The organism is Collimonas pratensis (genome assembly GCF_001584185.1).
GTDB classification, from domain to species: domain Bacteria; phylum Pseudomonadota; class Gammaproteobacteria; order Burkholderiales; family Burkholderiaceae_D; genus Collimonas; species Collimonas pratensis.
The window spans coordinates 2,633,049-2,653,614 of record NZ_CP013234.1; the positions used below are offsets into that span (position 1 = coordinate 2,633,049).

The window sequence follows — 20,566 nt, forward strand, 5'->3', positions numbered from 1 at the left end:
GGTTGACGGCCTTGTGCGTTAACCACGTCAGGTACGAACGCATTCGCCGTTCAGGATGCGCCACAGGCCCAGCGGATTTTCATCGCGCAGCTCCGGCGGCATCAGTTCCGCGGGCAAATCCTGGTAGCAGACCGGCCGCAGGAAACGCTCGATGGCAGTGGCGCCGACTGCCGTGCTGCGGCTGTCCGAGCTGGCCGGGAACGGCCCTCCGTGGACCATGGCATGCGACACTTCAACGCCGGTCGGATAAGCGTTGACCAGGATGCGGCCGGCCTTGCGCTCCAGGGTTGGCAATAATTTCCTCGCCAGATCATGGTCGGCGCTATCCATATGCAAAGTCGCCGTCAACTGGCCGGAAATATATTCCGCGACGGTCTGCATTTCTTCCGCATCCCTGCAGGCGACAATCAAAGCGCTAGGACCGAAATTTTCATCTTCCAGCTGCGGCGTCGCCAGGAAAGTGGCGGCATCGGTAACGAACAAGGCCGCTTGCGCCGAGCAACCGTTCTTGGCCGACAGCCCTTTCCCCAGCAGCCTGACGCTGACCATTTCGTTCAGGCGGCCAACCCCATTGGCATAGGCGCTGCTGATGCCCGCCGTTAACATGGTGCCGGCGGCCTTGTTTTGCAGGGCGCTGACGGCAGCTGCCAGGAATTGCAGCAGAGGCGCACCGTCAATCGCCAGCAACAGGCCGGGACTAGTGCAGAACTGTCCGACACCCGTCACCAGCGCTTCAACGAAGCCGGCGGCAATCTGCGGCGCGCGGGCGGCGAGCGCGGCCGGCAACAGGAACATCGGATTGATGCAGCTCATTTCCGCGAACACGGGAATTGGTTCGCGCCGCAGCGCTGCGGTACGCATCAAGGCCATGCCGCCCTGGCGCGAACCGGTGAAAGCCACCGCCTTGATCGCCGGGTGGCTGACCAGGTCCTGGCCAAACTGGTTGCCGTCGCCGATCAGCAGCGAGAACACACCATCCGGCAAGCAGCAGCTGGCGACAGCGGCCTGGATCACGCGCCCCACCAGTTCCGAAGTGCCGAGATGGGCGCCATGGGCCTTGACTATCACAGGACAGCCGGCGGCAAGCGCCGCCGCGGTATCGCCGCCAGCCACCGAAAAGGCCAGCGGGAAATTGCTGGCGCCGAATACCGCCACCGGACCCAGTGCGATCTTGCGCAACCGCAGATCCGCCCGCGGCGGAATCCGCTCAGGCAAAGCCGAATCCAGCGTAGCGCCCAGGTACTGGCCGCTGCGGGCGATGCCGGCAAACAGCCGTAGCTGGGCAACGGTGCGGCTGCGTTCTATCATCAGGCGCACTGCAGACAGGCCGGTTTCCTGGGAAGCGCGCGAAATCAGTTCGGCGCCCAAGGCCAGGATGCCGCTGGCGATGGTTTCCAGGAACTGCGCCCGCTGCTCCGCGCTGCAGGAGCGATAGCCGTCGAAGGCTTGCTGCGCCAGCGTGCAGGCCTGATCGATTTCTGCGCTGCCGCCGACGCCGAAATCCGGGCCGAATTTTTCATTGCTGGCCGGATTGATCGCCTGCAAAGTTCCTGCCGTTCCGCGCACTGCGCGCTGGCCGATCAGCATGTCGCCGCTGAGCGTCATCGCCGCCTCCTGTTTTTGAGCATGTCAGAGAACTTCATGCGCGTGTCAACCCAGTGCTTCTTCAATCGAACGGCTCAGCTTGTCGATCGCTTCGTCAAGCTCCTGCTCCGAGATGATCAGCGGCGGCAGCAAACGCAGTACCGCCGAATGACGGCCGCCGGTTTCGATAATCAGGCCGTTGGCCAGGCAGCGCTGCTTGATGGTGCGGGCCATGGCGCCGTCGGCCGGATAGCTGCCGATGGCATCCGGCGCGGCGTCGGGAGCGATGACTTCGATGCCCCACATCAGGCCGCGGCCGCGGATGTCGCCCAGAATCGAGAAGCGGCAGGCCAGTTCGCGCAGGCGGGTCTCCAGGTAATTGCCCTTGGCGCGCGCCTGCGCTACCAGCTGCTCGGCCTGTATTACTTCCAGGCAGGCGGCGCCGGCCACCATGGCGATCTGGTTGCCGCGGAAGGTGCCGGCATGTGCCCCGGCTTGCCAGGTGTCGTATTTCTCGTGATACAGCAGCATCGAGAGTGGAAAGCCGCCGCCGACCGCTTTGGAAATCACTACGGCATCCGGCACGATGCCCGCGTGTTCAAAGGCAAACATGTCGCCAGTGCGGCCGAAGCCGGTCTGGATTTCATCAATGATCAGCGGAATATCCAGGCGCGCGGTGATCTCGCGAATGCCGCGCAGCCATTTGGCCGAGGCTGGAATCACGCCGCCTTCGCCCTGGATCGCCTCGACGATCATGGCTGCCGGCGCCGTGACGCCGCTTTCGGGATCGGTCAGCATGCGTTCGATATACGCCAGCGAGGTTACATCCGACTGCTCGCCGCCGAGGCTGAACGGGCAGCGATAGGAATAAGGGTAGGGCAGGAAATGCACATCGGGCATGATCGACGCCACCTGGCGCTTGGCGGTCAGGTTGCCGGTCAGCGCCAGAGCGCCGGCGGTCATGCCATGGTAGGCGCCGTGAAACGCCAGTACCGTGCGGCGGCCGGTGGCGGTCTTGAACAGTTTCAGCGCCGCCTCGACCGCATCGGCGCCGCTCGGCCCGCAGCTCTGGAAGCGCACATGGCGGGCGAATTCCGGCGGCAGGCATTCCAGCAGCTTGACCAGGAAGCGATATTTGGCGGGCGTCGTCATGTCTAGTGCCTGCAACACATGCCCGGACTGCAGGAATTCTTCCACCTTGGCCAGGATGTACGGATGGTTGTGGCCGGTCGCCAGGGTGCCGGCGCAAGACAGGCAATCCAGATAGTCCTTGCCGGCGCTGTCGGTGACGCGCGCCAGGCGGCCTTTTTCGATCACCACGCCGATCGAGTTGGCGTAGGTCCGCGCACCCGATTCACGGGCTTTGACAAAGGCGTACATCTCGTCCTGCGACGGACCGGTTTCGTCGATCTCGAAATCCGCGTCGAAGCGGGTAGCCAATTCGGAAACTGCCATGAGTGCACCTATATAGAGTTAACGTTCATCAAATAAACTGCTGCTGCTTCATTCCAGCATGGTGTCGATCAAGCCCCGGTTCCTGCCGAAATATCTCGGCCACAGGCTGGCCTCGGCACGGAATCCTTCGTCCTTCATCAAAATGGCGTGCATTTTCGGCAGGTTGTACAAAGGCACGGCAGGAAACAGATGGTGGGCGACGTGATAGTTGATGTTGAGCGGCGCCAGCGCCAGCCGTTCCAGCCAGCTGCCGTCAACGTGGCGGGTACGCTCCAGCTCGCGTTCGTTCTGCGCCAGATCGTGTTCGGCGATGATGCGGATGCGAGTGAACGCCAGCGTCAGGGTAAACATCGGCAGCAGCCACAGCAGCAGGAAACAAGGCCAGGCCTCCAGCACAGTGACCAGCGCCGCGGCGCATAGCCAGAATGCGACGAACTGGATGCGTTCCGATGTGCTCAGCATTTTTTCGCGATTGTCGAAAACGAAGGCCCAGCCGGTCCAGTAACGGATCACCGGCCACCAGGAGCGCAGATGCAGCCCGCACAGGTCGCCCAGCAGGATGCGGTAGAAGGCCCGGCGCGGCTTGGGGAAGCTGTAGTTGTCGTCCGCCACCAGGCGCACCCAGTAAGGGTCGTTCGGCTTGTTGGTGAACAAATGATGCGGCAGATGCCCGCGCCGGTAGCTCGAGGTAACCATGCCGGTCGGGAAAGCGCACAGCCAGTTGCTGGCGATCTCGTTCAGCATGGCGTTCTTGAACAGACGGTGATGGGTAGCATCATGCATGATGACGCCCAGCGCATGCTGCTTGCAGGCCAGCACAAAGCCGGACAGTACGAACAGGACGACCACCGCCAGCAAGCCGGCCGCAGACAGCTCGCATAATCCCGCCCACAGGCCGTCTTCGCCGCTGAGAAAAGCCACGGCATAGGCCGGCAGCGCCAGCGCAGCGGCAATCACCAGCCATTGCCGGGCGATCATCCACGTGCTCTTGAAGGGGTTCAAGCTGTTCAGCAAACGCGCCTGCGCCGCATATTTGTTGCGGTAACTAGCAGCGCTGGCTTTCTCCATATGACCTGGCATGACGACAACTCCTGTCCTGACTGCGGAATTCAATGTTAGGAATAGCGGTAACGTCCCAATACCGCTTGCGGATCCATCAAATGCTGCAAAGCTGCGCTGATCTGCTTCACATTCGGGGCGGTATATTTTCGGTAGTACGGCGCATTCAAGGGGCCGATGCCGTGTTCGGCGCTGAAGCTGCCGCCGTGTTCGCACACCAGTTGATAGATGGCGCTGCGCAGCGCGACGATTCTGGCGATGCCATAGCGCTCGACCTGATCGTGCGGCAGCAGCACGATCAAATGGCAGCCGCCATCGGCAAAATGGCCGAAATCGTAGAGCTGCAGCAGCGGATGTTGGTGTTGCAGCCATTGCGCGGCTTCATCGCGGAAAGCCGCCAGCCGGGAGCGCGGGAAGGCTACATCGAAAGACAGCGGCAGGCCTTCTTTGGCGATGGCCGGCGGCAGGTTGTCGCGCAGCGGCCAAAAACTCTCCGCCGGTCCGAACGCCGCGTTGGCGATTTGCTCGCGGCCATATAACTGTTCCAGCAAGTCTTCCGCCTGCTGTGCCAGCAACGGGTTGAGGCCGGGCATGCTGCTGGCGATTTCGACCAGCGCGTAACAGCCGGCTGAGGCATCGAAGGGATGGCGCAAGGCTGGGAAGTTGCGCAAGGTCATGTCGAGCGCCGCTGCGGAGATGACTTCGAAGGCGCACAGCAGATCGCCAAAGGTCTGCTCAAAGGCCAGCAACACGTCCAGCGCGGCGGCGTGGCCGGGCAGGGCGAGGAACATGGTCTGGTTCGACTGGTCGAGGCGTTTCAGGTCCAGCGTCGCCGCGGTAACAATGCCGAAGGCGCCGCCGGTGCCGACGAACAGCTGCTTAAGATCGACGCCGGTATTGTTCTTGCGCAGCGGCGCCAGCAGCTCCACCACGGTGCCGTCGGCATCCGCCAGCACCGCTTCGATGCCGAGCAGGTTGTGGCGTACATCGCCATGCCGCAGCAGGCGGCTGCCGCCGGCGTTGGCGCCGATCAGGCCGCCGATGGCGGGATCGCTGCCGATATCGATAGGGAAATGCAACGAATGTGGTTCCAGTTGGCGGTTCAACTCCGACAGCAGGACGCCGGCCTCGGCGATGACGCTGCGGTTAGCCGGATCTATGCTGCGAATCTGCCGCATGCGCGACAGCGAAATGATCACCTGGGTGCCGGAGCCATCGGCTATCGCGGCGCCTACCAGTCCGCTGCGGTTGCCTTGCGCGATCAGCCGTATGCCGTGGCGGACCGCGGCGCGCATGATGGCGCTGACCGCCGCGGTATCGCGCGGCAAGATCACCGCGGCAGCCTTGCCGCTGCAATTGGCGATATCGCTTTCATAGGGAGCGCATGCGCTGCCCACCGGCAGGATATCGGCCGCTGCCAGACCGTCTAGGCCGGCCAGCTCCGCCAGGAAGCCGTCCAGCGCCGAAGCCGGAATGATGGCTGCGCTTTGCATGTTGATCAGGCCGCAGTCGCCAGGCGCTTGCCAAGCTGGCCGCGCACCAGCACCAGCGCCACGATCGGCAGCACGCCGCCCAGCAGCGGGCTATGCCGGAAAGCCAGGGACACGGCTACCGCTATCGCGGCGGTAATCAACAGCATCAGCGAGAGCTGGCGGATGCGCGCGCGGTTGTTGCTGATTTCACCGATAAAGCCGAGCGGCGAAAACAGCGTGGCGGCGATGCCGACCACGAACACCGAAGCCAGCACCGGCGCCGCGCCTAAATCCTGTCCCCACATTTGTACCGCGCTTTCCGAGAGCGCCGCCAGCAGTGCACCGACCAGCAGATAGAGATCGACGCCGAGCGCGATCCAGTGCCCGGCGCGGCTGTTGATCAGCCAGATCATGTGTGGAATTGCCAGGATGCCGCCGATCACATACGCAGTTTCCCAGCGCACGCCGGCTGTGCCCGGGCCGAAGCGGCCGTACAGCAGGAACAGGATCACGGGGATGAAGGCAGCGGCGTTGAACAGGTAAGCGCGACTTAGTTTGCTGACGGACATGGATGCTTCTTTCTATAAAAATACAAATGCAAAAAAAGAGAATCGGCAGACTAGCTTTTATGCCAGCGGAACAGGAAACTGGACGCTGTCAGAAACAGCGTGGTCCAGGCTGCCATGGCCAGCAACGGCAGCCACAGCGCCGGCAGCGAGACGCCGTCGATCATGACCTGGCGCAGCACCGAGACAAACTGGTTGATCGGGATCACGGAGAGCACGTTTTTCAGCCAGGACGGCGCATCGTTGAGCGGAATGGTCAGGTTGCCGAAGAACAGCGCCGGGTAATACACCAGGTGACACAGCAGTTCGGTTTCCTGCACTGAGGCCGTGCGGCTGGCCAGCAATATGCCGACGCACAGCAGCATGGCGCCGCCCAGCAGGACCACCGGCAGCGCATGCAGGGTCTGCAGGCTCCACAGCGAGATATCGATGCCGTAGCCGTAGCGCGCTACCAGCAGCAAGGTGGTGGCCGACACCAGCATCATGACCACGCGCGACAAGATGATCGAGGCCAGGAACACCAGCTTGGGCACCGGGAAGCAGGCATAGATTTTCAAGGCATTGTGTTCGCGCAGGCCGGCGATCGACAAGGCGGTGGACATCACGCCCAGCGACATCAGCACCATCACCAGGATGCCGGTGACGAAAAACTGGCCGTAGTCGAAAGGCTTGGCGCCTGATGCGACATTTTCAAAATGCACCAGGCTGGCCGCCACTATGCCGCGCTGAGCGGCGACGCAACGCACGGCGGCTATTTCGATCACGCGCGCAGCGGCGCGCACCGCCAACTGGCCTTTGAAATCGTATTGCACCTGCAGCGGCTGCTGGCCGACGGCCAAGCTGGACGGAAAACGGACGCGCACCGCATTGGCGCTGGCGGCAGTGCTGCCGGCAACGTTTGAAAACTCTGCCTTGACCGGGTCGCCGCCGGCGAAGGCTTGCCGTATCGCGGCCTCGCAATTGGCATCGATGGCGTTGCTTCCATCCTGCGCCAGGCCGGCCGGATTGACGAACTCGACTTTGACGCTGCCCAGCGAACCGGGCCGGCCGAAGGCCATCAGCATCACCGTCAACAACAAGATAGGGAAGGCCAGTGCCCAGAACAGAGCCGATTTGCTGCGGAAGAAACCAAGCAGCTCGTTGCGCGTCAATATCGCCAGCACCTTAAACATCGTGTTCCCCTTTTGCGCACAGATGCAACATGTCGCGGTAATCAGTAGGGCCGAACTCGAAATGCCTGAGCGCGACCTCGCCGAGCAGGCTGCGCACAGCTTGGTCCAGCTGTTTGCCGCCGTAGACGCTGATTTCATTGACGGAGGGGGAAAGCAAGCGCAGCGTGGCGCTGTCCTGTTCAAGCCTGCCGCGGATCAGGCTGGCCTGCTGGGTATCTTCCAGATGCAGATAGGCATGGAATTCGCCGACCAGCTGGTTTTTCAACAGCTCCTTGGCGCCGCGGTAGGCGATGCCGCCGTTGCGCACCCACACCACATCGCTGGCGCTATCCAGTTCTTCTATCGAATGGCAGATGAGGATGATGGTCAGGTCGGTCAAATCCTGGCGCAGCAGGCGCGCAACGCGTTCGATGTAGGAACGGTCAAGGCCGGTGAAGGGCTCGTCCAGCACCGCCAGCTGCGGGCGATGGGCGAGCGCCACGAACAAGTCCAGCCTTTGCTTCTGGCCGCGCGACAAAGCCTTGTAAGGCAGCTTGCGCAAGGCTTCGATATCCAGCGCCTGGGCCACGGCTTGGTCCTGCTTGCCATACAGAGCGCGATGCAGATCGAGAATTTCCCGGACGTTGGATGAGTCTTCATATTCGACGCGCTGCAGCTGCACCCCGAGCCGCTTGCGCAAGCTGGTGCTCTGCAAAAAGCGCGCCGCCGGTACGCCGAGGATCTCGGCGCCTTCCATCCTGGCTGTGCGAAAGCCAAGCAAGGCCTCGATCAGCGTGGTTTTGCCGGCGCCGTTGGGGCCGATGATGGCGGTGTGCCGGCCATGTTGAAAATGCAAGTCATGCGCTTCGAAGCGGAAGCTGCCGGCTTCGACCCGGATCAGTTTGGCCGCCGCCGCATAAGGGCCAGCGCTGGCGGCGCGGGCAAGCGGGGCGATAGGCCCGACAGGGGCTGCCGGCGTCGGACGCGGCATAACGCCGGCGTCGCCGCCTGCAAGCGCTACTTCATCCAGTAATACGGCTTGATCGCTCATGGTCAATCGAACAGCGCCACTTGGATGTCGCGCTTGCCCTTGAATGGATTGCGTCCATGGGCAACGGCGATGTTATCGATCAACAGCATATCGCCGCTATGCCAGGGGAAAGCCACTTCCTCAGCTTCCAATGCGTCATAGATCGGCGCAATTTCCTCCAGCGCGATCGGCGTGCCGTCGCCCAGCCGCACGTCGTAGGGACGCGCCGGCTTGTCGCGGTAGGCCAGGCGGATATATTCGTAACCGCTGGCGCCGAGCGAACGGGCATTGTTGTGCTGAGTCGACAGCTGGTTGAACCAGACTTCCTCGCCGCTGACCGGATGGGTCAGGGTGGCGCCGCCGACGTGCGATACGGTGATGCTGCCGTCGGCCAGCCATTCGTAATCGAGCTGGGTATCGCGGCATAATTGCTCGACCTGGCGCGGATCGGCGCTCAGGAAAACTTCATCCCAGGGACGATGATATTCCCGCATGTTGGTGTTTTTCGGTTCATTCTCCGGCGTGGTCGGCGCACGGAAATTGCGCAAGTACATGATGCGCGCGGCACGGAAACGTTCGATCAGTTCCGGTTGCAGGCGCCGCGTGACAGCGCGCATGTCGCAAATCACGGTTTCGCCGCCTTGTTCCGACGGCAGCCGGCAAAAGAACGCCAGCTTCTGCGGATAGTGCGCCATATAGGCCTTTTCCTGATGCAAGCCGATCTTCAGCGTGGCAGGGATCCGGGTCGATTCGTACACCTTGCCATCGATGTTCTTGCGCGGCGTCGCGCCGCCGATATAGCCGAACGCGTGTTCCGGATAGCAATGCGCGATCGTCTGGAAATCTGCAGTGCTGCGCAGGGCAAAGCCGCGGAACAGCAGGCAGCCGTACTCCAGCAGCATGCTGTCGAAGATATTCTGGTGATTGCGATACCAGAGTGCGAACAGTTCGCTGTCTTCGGCCAGCGTGCTGTCGACCGGCGTGATCACCAGCGGCATGCGCCGCGGCGACAGGAAGCCGCATTGGACCTGTGAATTGCCAAGCATTTCCTGGAAGTGTCTTGCCAGATCTACACGTTGATCCATAGCGGCTGCTCCGACGGGTGGCGTTGAAAAGGGGGCGATCAGGCCAGCAATGGCTTCTTGATCAGGATTTCGAAACCGAGCGCACCCAAGCCGAAGCCAGGGCTGGTGACTGCGGTGCAGTGTTCCAGGCCGGCGTCGCGCACCAACTGCCGGGCTTCTTCCAGCGTCACCTTTTCTTCCACGTGGGTTGGCGGATAGCCCACGGCGGCGCGCATCTGGGTGAATTTTTCCAGCAAGGCCGGAGCGACGTCGCGCCGCATGTCATGCACCAGGCCGATGCCACCCGGCTGCAGCACGCGGTACATCTCGGTCAGGCTTTTGACCTTGTCCGGCAAGTGATGCAAAGTGGCGCGGCCGACCGCCATCGCCAGGCTGTTGTCGGCGAAAGGCAAATCAAGCGCATCGCCGACTTTCAGTTCGATGACGTCGTTCAGGCCGAGCGCCTCGATGCGCGGGCGACCGCCTTCCAACATGTCCGCATCGAGGTCGAGGCCGATAAAGCGCCAGTCCTTGAACACCGGATCGGCGGCGAGCCGTACCGGCACCACTACCGTGGCAGTGCCGATGTCGACCAGCACGCCGGGCTGCATGTCGCGCGCGATCTGGCGGATGCGGGTGACAAACAGCACATCCCAGGGTTCCAGGGCTTGCGAGGCAAAGCGATCGTATTCGTCGGCAGGGCGTAGATTTTTTAGTAGCACTATGTTCTCCAGCAAGCGTTAAGGGATGGCCGTTAAAGCAACGGCCTCAGATTCAGATAGGGTGAAACTACAGCCAGCCGACCGGTACCGTGGCCAGCAATTTGCGGGCGGCCTTGCTGCTGACCCCGAAAGCGGGCCGGTCGCGCCGTTCTATCGCATGCGCCACCATGGCAGCAACGCGGGCACACAAGCCAAGACCCACGCCCCAGCGCGCTTCGCCGACGCCAAGATCGAGCAAGGCCGCAGCCGTGATGAAATCGATGTTCGGACGCAGGCCCTTGCGCTGCAGCGCCTGCTCGCAGGCGATATCGAAAATTTCCAGGTAGCGGCTGCCGAAACCCCATATGGCAAACAGCGAGCGAATGTGCGGCGGCCGCGGATCCTCGACGAACAAGGGATGGCCGAAGCCGAACAGCAGATTGCCCGGCTGGTCCAGCGCCAGGTCGACCGCGCGCCGGATGTCGGCGTGGCTGTCTTGCGGACTGAAGGTCTTCAGCCAGGCCAGCGCTTCTTCTGCTGCACCGACGTGCTTGGGACCGCTCGCCATGAAACCGGCCGCCACCGCTTGCGGAATGCTGACGCCGGTGCCGATGGCGGTGCGTGGCACCAGTACCGTCGGCGTGATATAGCCAAAGCCGGCATGCCAGGCCACCAGCAAGGCATCGACTACGCGTAGCGACAAGGCGCTCGGATCGACGCCGCCCATGGCGCTCAGCACCCGTTGCGCATGGCTGGCGCCCTCATCGGCACGGATGCCGAGGCCGAGCGCGGCTTCCAGGAAGTGCGGCGCACAGGCGACGCTGACCAGGCCCTGGATGAAATCTTGCCCGGTCGGCAAGCCGTGTGTGGCGGCCTCGATCTCGGCGACGTTTTCCAGCACCGTCAGGTCGCCCAGAAAACCGCAGGACGCTGCTTGCACCATGCCGGCGCCGCTCTGCGCCACGGCTTCGACGCCACGGCGGCGCGCCGGCGCCAGCAGCAACTGCTGGGCGACACGCGCCAGCACCGCTTCAATCGCCTTGTTTTCGGTGGCAGACGGCAACTGGCCGAACCACACCAGCCACAACGCACTGGAGAAATCGATGGCGCCGATCAGGTCGTTAAGATTGCTGCCCCGGACCCATAGCCCTTCTTCCGGTTCGATGGTGGCGCCGTCGATATTGGTGCCGCGATACAGCATGTGCGGGCCGCCGAACAGGCTTTGCGGCGCTGCCTTGAGTTCCGCTTCAGGCTGCGGCGAGATTGTTGTCTGATTCATGCAAGTCTGCCTGTGCGAGTTCATCGATGGAAATGCTGCAAGTTGCCGACAGCAGCTGCTCTATGGCTTGCGCGTGCTGGATTGCGGTCGGCAGGATGTTGGCAAAAAAATACTGCGCGGTCTTGATCTTGCCGCGATAGAAGGCCGCCTCTGGCGCGCTCAGCGCCTGGCGCAGTTTGCGTTGCGCCAGGCAGGCCGATTCCAGCAACACCCAGCCACTCACGGTGAGGCCGATCATTTCCAGGAAGCGCGTGTAAAACTGGCTGGTCTCGTGCATGCGGCCGGCACGCACATGCTCGCCAATATGCGCGAGCGACCGCTCAACCGCGTTCATGGCGTTCTCCAGCAAGGGGAATTTGTCCTGCAGTTCTGCATCCACATCCATTTCACCGGACAGGAAGGCATCCAGCTCTTCACGCAAGTACCTGATCAAACGCGAATTGCGGCCGAAACCCAGCTTGTCGCGCACCAGGTCCTGCGCCTGGATATAGTTGGTGCCTTCCCAGATCGACAAGATTTTCACATCACGGGCATTCTGCTCGACCGGATAGGCATCGGTATAGCCGATGCCGCCATGCACCTGGATCGCCAGTTCGCAAATTTTCCATGCCTGGTCGGAGACGAAGGCTTTGCACACGGGAGTGAAAAGCTGCACCAGCTTGCGGTATTTTTCGATCTGAACTTCGTCCAGCGGCGACTGCGCTTCCAGCGCAAAGGCCTGGGTCGAAGCGCCTGTGAGTTTGCCCAGCAAGCCGCGGCAGCCTTCCACTCGTGCTTTCATTTCCAGCAGCATGCGCTGGACATCGCCATGCTCGATGATAGGCACGCGCGGCGCGGTGGCGTCGGAAGTGCGTTCGATGGCGCGTCCCTGGTGGCGCTTGCCTGCAAATTCCACCGAGTGCAGATAGGCGCTGGAGGCCAGGCCGAGGCCGATGATGGCGGTGCTCATGCGCGCCTGGTTCATCAGCGGCACCAGCTGCAGCAGGCCGGCGTTCTTGCGGTCGCCCAGCAGCACCGCCCGCGTGGTGCCGCTGCGGCCGAACGCCAGCTGTGTATTGGCGCAGCCCTTCAAGCCCATCTTGCGCGGCAGGGAAATACATTCGACATGGTTCTCTTCCAGTTCGCCGGTTTCCTGGTTGGGCCAGTAGCGCGGCACCAGTAGGCAAGACAGGGAATAGGAGGTGGAAGTCGTGTTGTTCAAGCGGCCGAGCACGAAATAGACGGTGTTTTCGGTGAGTGTATGCATGCCGGCCGAGATGTAGACTTTTTCGCCGCTGACTGCATACTCGCCATTCTCCAGCGGCGTGGCGCTGGTGCTGACCGCGGTCAGGTCGCTGCCGGCCTGCAGCTCGGTGGCGCAGAAGCAGGCATCCCAGTCGTAGCGCTGCAGCTTGCGCAGGTAAAGCGCTTTTTGCGCCGCCGTGCCATGCAGCTTGAACAGCTTGATGGCCGGGAAGGTAAAGCCGCCGTATGTCATGAAGGCGGGATTGGCGCCCATGAACATTTCCTGGATCGCCTGGCGGATCAGCGGCGGCATCACCGGCTGCTGCGATTCGCTGTCATTGCCCAGCACCTTGATCCATTCTTCCTTGTAACGGTGCCAGAGACCATGAAATTCTTTGGGAATCTCCACTTCGCCATTTTCCAGCAAGCGGCATTCCTGGCGGTCCGACGCCTGATAGGCTTTGCCCAGTTCGTAGGCGAATTCGCGGGCGCGTTCCAGCAAGCCATCGTAATAGGCACGGTCCTTGTCATTGAACGGCGGCTGGCCGAAAAACAGCTGGTCGGTCTTGTGCAATTCCCACAAGAAGAAGCGCAGTTCGCGCAGGCTGACTTTATAAGCGGACATAGGGGTTCCTGAATGTTGAGTGGCTGGCCTGGCTTACTGCGCCGCCGTGATCTCGACCACCATGGCGCCAGCCATGCCGCACAAGGCGGCGTCCCACAGCAGGGCGGTGGCCTTTTTTCCTGGTGGCAGCGCGGCGCGCAGGCGCAGCAGGGAGAGCAGTGGATCGGCACTCGACTGATGGCCATGGGCGCCGCGTTCGAAATGGCGTTCGGGTGGAATCCTCAACGCCTTGCTGACGCCCAGCGTGAAGTTGTCGTTGAAACCGGCTGGCAGCACCCAGTCGATGTCGGCGGCGCCCAGGCCGGAACGCTCCAGCGCGCTTTGCGCCGCGCTCACTGCCAGCGGATGCAGCATTTCGGCCAGCGCCAAGGGGGCCAGGCCCCAGGGGTTGTCGATGGCCTCGCCGTAGTGCATGGCAGAGGCGCGGATGCTGCCCCAGTCTTGGTCGTTACCGCTGGTGGGCTGATCCAGCTGTTCCGGCGCTGCGTCCAGCAGTATCGCCGCCGCGCCGTCGCCGTATACCACCAGTTCGCCCCACGAGCGGAAAAACGGATACAGCCATTTGTCGGAGGCCACCAGCAATACTTTGGCGCCAGTGCTGACCAGGGCTTCGATGATGCTCAGAGCGTTGAAAACGCCGGCGCTACCGGACTGTCCGATGGCGAACGGCAAAGCGTCCGGCAGGCCAAGCGCATGCTGAATGCGACCGGCCACCGATTCGTTGATGCGCTGGTTGAGCGCGGCATTGGTGACCACGATGTGGGTGATCTCTGCCAGCGTTTGCGGCGTGAGTTGCTGACGCAACACAGCCACCGCTTCCAGCGCCAGGTCGGCATGGCTTTGTAGCGGCGGCGCCACCGGCAGGGAGATTGCCGCGGGCGGCAGCAGACGCTGTTCTTCTTCCTCGTCGATCTTGCCTTTGCCGCGCGGCAGTGCGAAGGCGGCCGCCTTGTAAAGCAGATGGCCGTAGCCGATATTACGTTCCTGCGCCTGGACGGCATGGAACTCGGTGGTGTCGGGTACGTAGGAGGCGATAGCGCGGATTCGCAGCATAGCGTTATTCATAGCCTTATTCAGACACGGTAAGGGGGGTGGAAAAGAAATCGGAAAACTGCTGCTTGAGCTGCTTGCGGTCGATCTTGCCGTTGGGATTGCGCGGCAGTGGCGTCTCATGGAAAGATACGTGCAGCGGCACCATATAGGTCGGCAGTTTTTCCCGGCACAGCTTGATCAGCGCTTCTGCGCTCGAACTCGCCTGCGTGTGGGAAAAGACGCTGATCATCACCGCCTCGCCCTGCTGCGGATGGGGGACGCCGAAGGCGGCTACTTCGCTGATGTCGGCCGAAGCGAACAGGATTTCCTCCACTTCGGTGGGGCTGACCCGATAGCCGGAAGTCTTGATCATGTCGTCGCCGCGGGCGACGAAATACAGGAAGTTTTCTTCATCGCGATACACGATGTCGCCCGACCAGACCGCGACATCCTCGCGCGGGATTTGGCTGTGCGGGCGCGGCCAGGGGCGGAAGCGTTGCGCCGTCAGTTCCGGATCGTTCCAGTAGCCGAGCGTGACGAAGGCGCCGCGGTGCACCAGTTCGCCCGCTTCGCCGGCAGCGCATTCGGCGCCATCCTTGCGCATCACCCTAATATCGGCGTTGGGAACGGCCTTGCCGATGGAATTGGGGCGGCTGGCGGCGTCCTGCGGCGACAGATAGGTGGAACGGAAGGCCTCGGTCAGGCCGTACATCAGGTAAGGCAGGGCATTGGGAAAGACAGCCTTGATTTTTTCCAGCAAGGGCGTCGGCATATGGCCGCCGGTATTGGCGAAGCGGCGGATGCGGGCGCCGGTGGCGGCTGGCCAATTGGCGGAGACCAGCTGCATCCAGAGCGGCGGCACGCCGGTAATGGTGGTGACGCCGTGCGTTTCGCAGAAGGCCGGGACTTCGGCTGGCTGCAGAAAATCCAGCGGTGCATAGCAGGCGCCGCTGGCCAGCGCTGTGGTCAGCTGGCTGAGGCCGGCGTCGAAGCTGAGCGGCAGGACGCCAAGGATGACGTCGTCGGCCTGCAGCTGCAGATAGTCGGCAATGCTGTAGGCGCCTGACACCAGGTTGCGCTGCGATAGCACCACGCCCTTGGGGCGACCGGTCGAGCCGGAGGTGTACAGGATGGCGGCCGGGTCGCTGTCGATCACGGCGCTGAAGACCTGCCCCAGAGAAGGACCGGCAGACAACGTCATGACGTCAGCCAGCAGCTTGTCCAGCGGCCAGATGTCGAGTTCCAGGTCGTCGAAGGCAGCGGCGATGCGCTTGAAGCGGGAAGCGGTGCTGGCAAACAGCTTGCTGCCGCTGTCTTGCAGGATATGGCGTACCTGCTGTTCCTTGAGCTGCGGATTGATCGGCACCAGGATTGCGCCGCGCGCGTTGATGGCCAGCAGCAGCACCACGGTTTCGTACTGCTTGCCGGCGTAGACGGCGACGCGGTCGCCCGCCTGGATGCCGGATTCCGCCAGTTTGGCGGCCGTCAGTTTGACATCTTGCAGCAACTCCGTATAGCTTGCGCTCCAGCTGCCCTGGACATAGGCACGGCGTTCGCCGTGCAGGCTGGCGCTGTCTTGCAGCAGGTCGTACAGGCTGATGTGTGCGGTCATGGCGGCTTTGCTGGATTAGGATGGACTCAGGATTGACGGATATAGGAGCGCGCCGCCTGCTGCGAGAGGAAGCCGCTGACGCTATAGGTCTGGTTATAGGCGCCGCAGTTCTCGAAAATCACCAGGTCGCCGGCGGCGGGCGGCGCCGTGGGCGCCTGGTGCCAGCCGATGACATCGGCCCGGCTGCAGGTGCTGCCGACGTATTGGATCGGCAAGCTGCCAGCAGCAACGGCAGCGGCTTCAGGCTGACGCCTGAGCAGGCGCGGCTCCGCATATTTTTTCAGGACGGATTCGGTCTTCGCCAGCAGGAAATTGTGGCTGAGGCCGCCGTCGCACACGGCGATACAGCGTTCGCCCAGGGTTTTCACCGAACGCACCCGGGTGACGAAGCTGCCGGCACCGGCGAAGATGCCGCGGCCGGATTCGTGAACAATCTTGAATTTTTCGTGCAGCGGCGCGATGCGCTGGCGATAGGCGTCAAAGGTCGCTGCCTGTTTGTCGAAATTTTCCGCGAAGCCGCCGCCAAAGTTGAGGAAACTCACCGGCGTGCCGGTCACGCGCGCTACTTCCGGCGCAAACGCCGCCAGCGCGAAAGCCAGGTCGGCGGAGTCTGCGCCGCTGCCGTCGATGCGGAAATTGTAGGAGCCGGCGAAAGTATGTAGGCCGATGATCTGGACATCGGCGCGCGTCAGCTCGGTTGCGCTTTGCAGGGCATCCTGCCGGCTCATGCCGAAATGGTCGGCCAGGTCCTTGCGGCCAGCGGCGAGTTCACCAGCATTCAGGCGTAGCACGGCTTGCGGCGCGGCCTGTTTGCCGATCACACGGACCAGTCGCTGCGCCTGCTCAAGGCTGTCGATGATGAAAATGCAACGCGAGGCGAGGGCGGCGCGCATGAAATTTTCATCCATCGAAGGATTGTTGACATATTTGGGCGCGGTGATCCGGCCCACCGCCAGGTCCAGCTCGCCCTGGCTGGCCAGTTCGACGCCGTCGACGAAGGCATGGCCGCAACGGATCAGCAGATCCAGGTTGGGATTGGCCTTGAGCGAGACGATCAGGGGCGTGCCCAGCCGCTGGCGTAAATCCTCATGGCGCGCCAGCACGGCGCTCGGATCGAATACGTAGCAGGGTGTTTTCAGATCAAGCAACCACTGATCGCTTGACTGAGCGTCAGTGTTGGCCAGGAGAGAAGCTTCAGTTGGTAGCATGTTCGTCCGCGGGGTGTAGGGTCAGCGCCGAGAACGCGCCGCTGTTGGATTGGGTGATGCTCATCAGATGGCCGCCGGCGTCGACTTTGTCCAGCCCGATATCGACCAGGTTGACCGCCAGGTCGGAGCAGCAGGCATGGCCCTTCTGCAGGATATTGTCTGGATACAGCGAGGCATGCGGGATCGCCATGGCGTTGCAGATCGAGTTCCAGCCCTTGTGGTCTGAATTGTGCGGCAGGATGCAGGAGAAATCGCTGAGCGCGATGCCGCAGCCGGCCACCGCTTCCTGCATCACCTTGCGGGTGTAGTGCCATTCGAGATTGATCATCTCGCGTTCCACCGCGGAATTGGTGTCGGAACCCAGGTACCAGCGGCCATAGTTGCGCAGGATCAGGGCGCCGATGCGGTTGCGGCGCGTGTTGCGGGTGACCAGCAGGCAAGCCGCGCCATCGCTCTGGATGCCCGACAACTGGCGCAGGCGGAAGCGTTCGCCATAGACGCGGTCGGAGGAAACGATCAGCACCGACTGCATTTCGGCATGCACGTTCATCAAGGCTTCCGCCATGCGGATCGCGCCGCCGATGGAGGAACAGTTCAGCTGGGCCAGGGAGCCGACCCAGAACGGCTTGATGCCGAAGGCGCTGGCGACTTCCAGCGGCAGGCTGCGCGGCGCCGCCGGCGTGCTGAATTGCTGGGTATGGACATGGAACAGGGCACCGATATCGGCCGCCTTGAATCCTGTTTCGGCTTGCAGGCGGGCGACGGCGCGCTTGGCCAGTTCGACTTCATCGATCTCGTGTGCGGCATGGAAGTAGCGACAGCCGGACTTGCAGATAGCTTCTATGCGCTTCGTCGGCAAAGTGTGCTGCGGACCCCAGTCGACGATATCCTGGCGCTCGCCGGGAAATTCATAGGCGGCCGCTTCGATGCCCAGCCAGAACGGAACAGGACGGGATGGACGCACGCTGGCGTCGGCAATGGTGGTGGTCATGATTCTGCGTCGATTCAATCAGTCGGTTAAGCCGGCATCGGCATGGCAGCGTAATCGAGCACGCCCAGTTTCTCGAAGGTGTCGCGCACGCGCGGACTCAACAGGCCCATTTCGCGGATGGTCGGCACCAGCCGCCGGAAAATTGAACGGCGCATGGAGTTGGCGACTTCCGAGTTGCGCACCAGGTGGCTGCACTCCTTCTTGGACAAGCCCATCGGTTCCCAGATATCGTCGGCGCACAGATGTTCGTACAAGGTGTAAGCGCCTTCGGCGACGAATTCCTCGCGTTCCTTGCGTTCGGTGCCGCTCATTTCCTTGTACACCCGGCACAAGGTGATGCGGCCCATGGCGAAATGACGTGCTTCATCGCGCTGGATACGGCTGACCAGATCCTTGATGAAAGGATCCTTGGAATAGGCGACGATGCTCTGGAACAGCGACAGCGCAATGCCTTCGACCAGCACCTGCATGCCGAGGTTAGTCATGTCGAGCTTGCTGCTGGTGATGGTGTCTTCCAGCAGGCCCTTGAGCGCCTTGCTCATCGGATAGCTGATCGGCAGCTTGTCGTTGACCAGGCGGCCGAAGGCTTCGATATGGCGTGCTTCGTCGATCATCTGGCCGGCCGCGCACAGGCGCGCCGACAGGCTTTCTTCCGCCGTCGCCAGCTTGGCGGCGCAGATCATCGCTGCCTGCTCGCCGTGCAAGACCTGCGACAAGGTCCAGCCTTGCGAGTGGTGGCGGATCTCGGCGCGGCCCTTGTCGTCCAGCTTGTTCCAGATGTCGCTGCCGTAGATCAGCAGGGTGCCGTCCGGCATGCCGAGCGGATTGTCGGCGTTCAGTTCATAGCTCCAGTCGATGTCGGTATTCACATCCCACTGGTTGGCTTTGGTTTTCTGGTACAGGGCGTTGAGGTCGTGGTCGCTGAAATCGTAGGTCTCCGCCATGTAAGCGTCGACCGAGAAATTCCATTTTATCGGTTGGCTGTCATCCAGTATCTGTTCGAGCGCTGCTTGCATGGTTATCCCTGTATTCCGTTGATTTTCGAATGGTTGCGTATGGATTTTCTTGCGTGCCGGCCTCTAGGGAGCTAGCTCGCTGGCCACGATCCGCGGCGTGAAACGGGTCAGCGCCGGCAATACCCTTTCGGCGATGGCGGGAATAGATCCTGTGTTCCAGCAGGCGAGGGAGATCACGTTGTCGCCGTCATCCCAGAGGTCGCGCCGGATGCGGTCGGCGCTGATCCAGAGCACTGGAGTCTGCACCTGGCCGGCCCAGAACAAGGCTTCATTCCATAAATGCGTGCCCATGGTGACGCGTGTATCCAGCAGGCTGGCGGGCAGCGCCAGGTCGATGGATGGCATGCGCACTTGAATGAACAATCTGGTCTGCGCGCCGCTGTCCTGCCACAACTGCTGCGCCAGCGCAGCCAGCAAGGCGTAGTACTGCTGGTTGTTGACCAGCACCGGCGTCGTGTTGGCATGTTCATAAACGGCCCTGCGCACATAATCTTGCGGTTCCAGCAGGGGCAGATTGCAGACCTCGCAGGGTATCGCCCGGCTTTTGTCGGGATTGCTGAGCAGGAGCAGGGAGCAGGTTTGCGCGGTTTTCATGACTTGCCTTCGAGCGCATGGCGCAACTGCGGCGCCAACGCTACCTGCGCTATCGAAAAATAGCCGTTCAACGCCAGCGACGAGACGATGCAATCCTGGCCCGGTTTCAGCGCGCCGCTGTCCAGCTCGGTCAGCACGGAAAGCCAGGGGTCGCTGCCGAAGGAATGGCCAAAGCGCTGATAGTGATCGCCATGGGCAAGCGACGTATCGAAACACTTGAACAGGGCGCGGCGCGACATTTCAGGGAAGAACGGCAAGGCGATGCTGACGCCGGGCCGGCTTTCGCTGAAGCTGCGCAGGCCGCGCCCCATCTGCACCAGCGCATGCGCCTGGCTGGCGCTGCCCAGGGTCAGCATGTCGTCTGCGCCAGGCGTCACCTCGATCAGCAGCGTGCAGATGCCGAAGCCGGACTTGCCCCAGCGGCTGGTGCCTATCCAATAGCCGAAATTATGGATGTCGGTATCGACAATCTGCAGCAACAGGCGGCGCGGCCCGGTCAGGCGCGCCTTTTGCATCACATAACGCAGGATGAAGCCCCAGCCGGTGCATTCGTAGGCGTTGGTGATCCAGTCGGGAATCCGGCCGTAAGTGGCGCCTATCCCGGCGCGGAATTGCTCGGCATGCGGTGAGTTGTCGGCCAGGAATTGCGACAAGACGGTGGAAGTCACGACATAGTCGTCGACCGGGCCGCTGTTGGTCGCATACAGACGAGCTTCCTCGCCGACCCGCTGCGCCAGCGCGGCGCTTGCGTCCGCCAGGGACACATCGGCGGCCACGAACGGCGTTTCAGTGTGCCGGTAAGCCACCGTATGCGCCCGGAAAGAGGGCGCGACGGCGGCTTGCGGGCGCAATTCGTAGGCCTCAATGGCGTGCGGGGTGAACATGCGGTGTCCTGGTGTCTGC

The 20,566-nt window shown here is 62.4% G+C and carries 18 protein-coding genes; all 18 read right to left on the reverse strand.

Features of this window, described 5'->3' with window-relative positions; all coding sequences use genetic code 11:
- Positions 1-27: 27 nt before the first annotated feature.
- Positions 28-1,605: an aldehyde dehydrogenase (NADP(+)) gene (locus CPter91_RS11970; RefSeq protein WP_061940476.1), complete on the reverse strand. Its 1,578-nt coding sequence runs from the start codon at positions 1,603-1,605 to the stop codon at positions 28-30.
- Positions 1,606-1,650: 45 nt separating this feature from the next.
- A complete protein-coding gene (locus tag CPter91_RS11975) occupies positions 1,651-2,964 on the reverse strand; it encodes a diaminobutyrate--2-oxoglutarate transaminase family protein (protein ID WP_061946150.1) in 1,314 nt (437 codons plus the stop codon).
- A gap of 123 nt (positions 2,965-3,087) precedes the next feature.
- Positions 3,088-4,119, reverse strand: coding sequence for a fatty acid desaturase family protein (locus CPter91_RS11980; RefSeq protein WP_061940477.1), 1,032 nt, complete (start codon positions 4,117-4,119; stop codon positions 3,088-3,090).
- Positions 4,120-4,154: 35 nt separating this feature from the next.
- Entirely contained in the window at positions 4,155-5,591 is a 1,437-nt protein-coding gene (locus CPter91_RS11985) for an FAD-binding oxidoreductase (RefSeq protein ID WP_082792795.1), read from the reverse strand.
- A gap of 5 nt (positions 5,592-5,596) precedes the next feature.
- Entirely contained in the window at positions 5,597-6,139 is a 543-nt protein-coding gene (locus tag CPter91_RS11990; RefSeq protein ID WP_061940479.1) for a hypothetical protein, read from the reverse strand.
- Positions 6,140-6,189: 50 nt separating this feature from the next.
- Positions 6,190-7,308, reverse strand: a complete 1,119-nt coding sequence (locus tag CPter91_RS11995; protein WP_061940481.1) for an ABC transporter permease — start codon at positions 7,306-7,308, stop codon at positions 6,190-6,192.
- Positions 7,301-8,338: an ATP-binding cassette domain-containing protein gene (locus CPter91_RS12000; protein ID WP_236906013.1), complete on the reverse strand. Its 1,038-nt coding sequence runs from the start codon at positions 8,336-8,338 to the stop codon at positions 7,301-7,303. The genes CPter91_RS11995 and CPter91_RS12000 overlap by 8 nt, the downstream gene beginning before the upstream one ends.
- A gap of 2 nt (positions 8,339-8,340) precedes the next feature.
- The gene (locus CPter91_RS12005) at positions 8,341-9,402 is read right to left on the reverse strand and encodes a TauD/TfdA family dioxygenase (RefSeq protein ID WP_082792796.1); all 1,062 of its coding nucleotides are present in this window, start codon (positions 9,400-9,402) and stop codon (positions 8,341-8,343) included.
- Positions 9,403-9,440: 38 nt separating this feature from the next.
- A complete protein-coding gene (locus CPter91_RS12010; RefSeq protein ID WP_061940485.1) occupies positions 9,441-10,103 on the reverse strand; it encodes a class I SAM-dependent methyltransferase in 663 nt (220 codons plus the stop codon).
- Positions 10,104-10,170: 67 nt separating this feature from the next.
- A complete protein-coding gene (locus tag CPter91_RS12015) occupies positions 10,171-11,361 on the reverse strand; it encodes a citrate/2-methylcitrate synthase (protein ID WP_082792797.1) in 1,191 nt (396 codons plus the stop codon).
- Positions 11,330-13,210, reverse strand: a complete 1,881-nt coding sequence (locus CPter91_RS12020) for an acyl-CoA dehydrogenase (RefSeq protein WP_061940487.1) — start codon at positions 13,208-13,210, stop codon at positions 11,330-11,332. Before CPter91_RS12020 ends, CPter91_RS12015 begins: the two co-directional genes overlap by 32 nt.
- Before the next feature lie 33 nt (positions 13,211-13,243).
- Positions 13,244-14,263 (reverse strand): 3-oxoacyl-[acyl-carrier-protein] synthase III C-terminal domain-containing protein, encoded by a 1,020-nt coding sequence (locus CPter91_RS12025; RefSeq protein WP_061940489.1) that lies wholly within the window; start codon positions 14,261-14,263, stop codon positions 13,244-13,246.
- 16 nt (positions 14,264-14,279) lie between these two features.
- A complete protein-coding gene (locus tag CPter91_RS12030) occupies positions 14,280-15,854 on the reverse strand; it encodes an acyl-CoA ligase (AMP-forming), exosortase A system-associated (RefSeq protein ID WP_061940491.1) in 1,575 nt (524 codons plus the stop codon).
- A gap of 26 nt (positions 15,855-15,880) precedes the next feature.
- Entirely contained in the window at positions 15,881-17,062 is a 1,182-nt protein-coding gene (locus CPter91_RS12035; RefSeq protein ID WP_061940493.1) for a type III PLP-dependent enzyme domain-containing protein, read from the reverse strand.
- Entirely contained in the window at positions 17,049-18,053 is a 1,005-nt protein-coding gene (locus CPter91_RS12040) for a beta-ketoacyl-[acyl-carrier-protein] synthase family protein (protein WP_061940495.1), read from the reverse strand. Before CPter91_RS12040 ends, CPter91_RS12035 begins: the two co-directional genes overlap by 14 nt.
- Before the next feature lie 26 nt (positions 18,054-18,079).
- Entirely contained in the window at positions 18,080-19,069 is a 990-nt protein-coding gene (locus CPter91_RS12045) for a ferritin-like domain-containing protein (protein WP_061940497.1), read from the reverse strand.
- A 63-nt stretch (positions 19,070-19,132) separates the two neighbouring features.
- On the reverse strand, positions 19,133-19,663 hold the full coding sequence (locus CPter91_RS12050) for a hypothetical protein (protein ID WP_061940499.1): 531 nt from the start codon (positions 19,661-19,663) through the stop codon (positions 19,133-19,135).
- Positions 19,660-20,547, reverse strand: a complete 888-nt coding sequence (locus tag CPter91_RS27320) for a hypothetical protein (RefSeq protein WP_061940501.1) — start codon at positions 20,545-20,547, stop codon at positions 19,660-19,662. Before CPter91_RS27320 ends, CPter91_RS12050 begins: the two co-directional genes overlap by 4 nt.
- Positions 20,548-20,566 lie beyond the last annotated feature (19 nt).

Bases quoted from the DNA above. Each gene is read 5' to 3' on its own strand.
- CPter91_RS11985 (WP_082792795.1), bottom strand. From the start codon at position 5,591: ATGCAAAGCGCAGCCATCATTCCGGCTTCGGCGCTGGACGGCTTCCTG.
- CPter91_RS12045 (WP_061940497.1), bottom strand. From the start codon at position 19,069: ATGCAAGCAGCGCTCGAACAGATACTGGATGACAGCCAACCGATAAAA.
- CPter91_RS11995 (WP_061940481.1), bottom strand. From the start codon at position 7,308: ATGTTTAAGGTGCTGGCGATATTGACGCGCAACGAGCTGCTTGGTTTC.
- CPter91_RS11980 (WP_061940477.1), bottom strand. From the start codon at position 4,119: ATGCCAGGTCATATGGAGAAAGCCAGCGCTGCTAGTTACCGCAACAAA.
- CPter91_RS12040 (WP_061940495.1), bottom strand. From the start codon at position 18,053: ATGACCACCACCATTGCCGACGCCAGCGTGCGTCCATCCCGTCCTGTT.
- CPter91_RS12050 (WP_061940499.1), bottom strand. From the start codon at position 19,663: ATGAAAACCGCGCAAACCTGCTCCCTGCTCCTGCTCAGCAATCCCGAC.
- CPter91_RS11975 (WP_061946150.1), bottom strand. From the start codon at position 2,964: ATGTACGCCTTTGTCAAAGCCCGTGAATCGGGTGCGCGGACCTACGCC.
- CPter91_RS11990 (WP_061940479.1), bottom strand. From the start codon at position 6,139: ATGTCCGTCAGCAAACTAAGTCGCGCTTACCTGTTCAACGCCGCTGCC.
- CPter91_RS12005 (WP_082792796.1), bottom strand. From the start codon at position 9,402: ATGGATCAACGTGTAGATCTGGCAAGACACTTCCAGGAAATGCTTGGC.
- CPter91_RS12035 (WP_061940493.1), bottom strand. From the start codon at position 17,062: ATGCTACCAACTGAAGCTTCTCTCCTGGCCAACACTGACGCTCAGTCA.
- CPter91_RS12025 (WP_061940489.1), bottom strand. From the start codon at position 14,263: ATGCTGCGAATCCGCGCTATCGCCTCCTACGTACCCGACACCACCGAG.
- CPter91_RS11970 (WP_061940476.1), bottom strand. From the start codon at position 1,605: ATGACGCTCAGCGGCGACATGCTGATCGGCCAGCGCGCAGTGCGCGGA.
- CPter91_RS27320 (WP_061940501.1), bottom strand. From the start codon at position 20,547: ATGTTCACCCCGCACGCCATTGAGGCCTACGAATTGCGCCCGCAAGCC.
- CPter91_RS12015 (WP_082792797.1), bottom strand. From the start codon at position 11,361: ATGAATCAGACAACAATCTCGCCGCAGCCTGAAGCGGAACTCAAGGCA.
- CPter91_RS12030 (WP_061940491.1), bottom strand. From the start codon at position 15,854: ATGACCGCACACATCAGCCTGTACGACCTGCTGCAAGACAGCGCCAGC.
- CPter91_RS12000 (WP_236906013.1), bottom strand. From the start codon at position 8,338: ATGAGCGATCAAGCCGTATTACTGGATGAAGTAGCGCTTGCAGGCGGC.
- CPter91_RS12020 (WP_061940487.1), bottom strand. From the start codon at position 13,210: ATGTCCGCTTATAAAGTCAGCCTGCGCGAACTGCGCTTCTTCTTGTGG.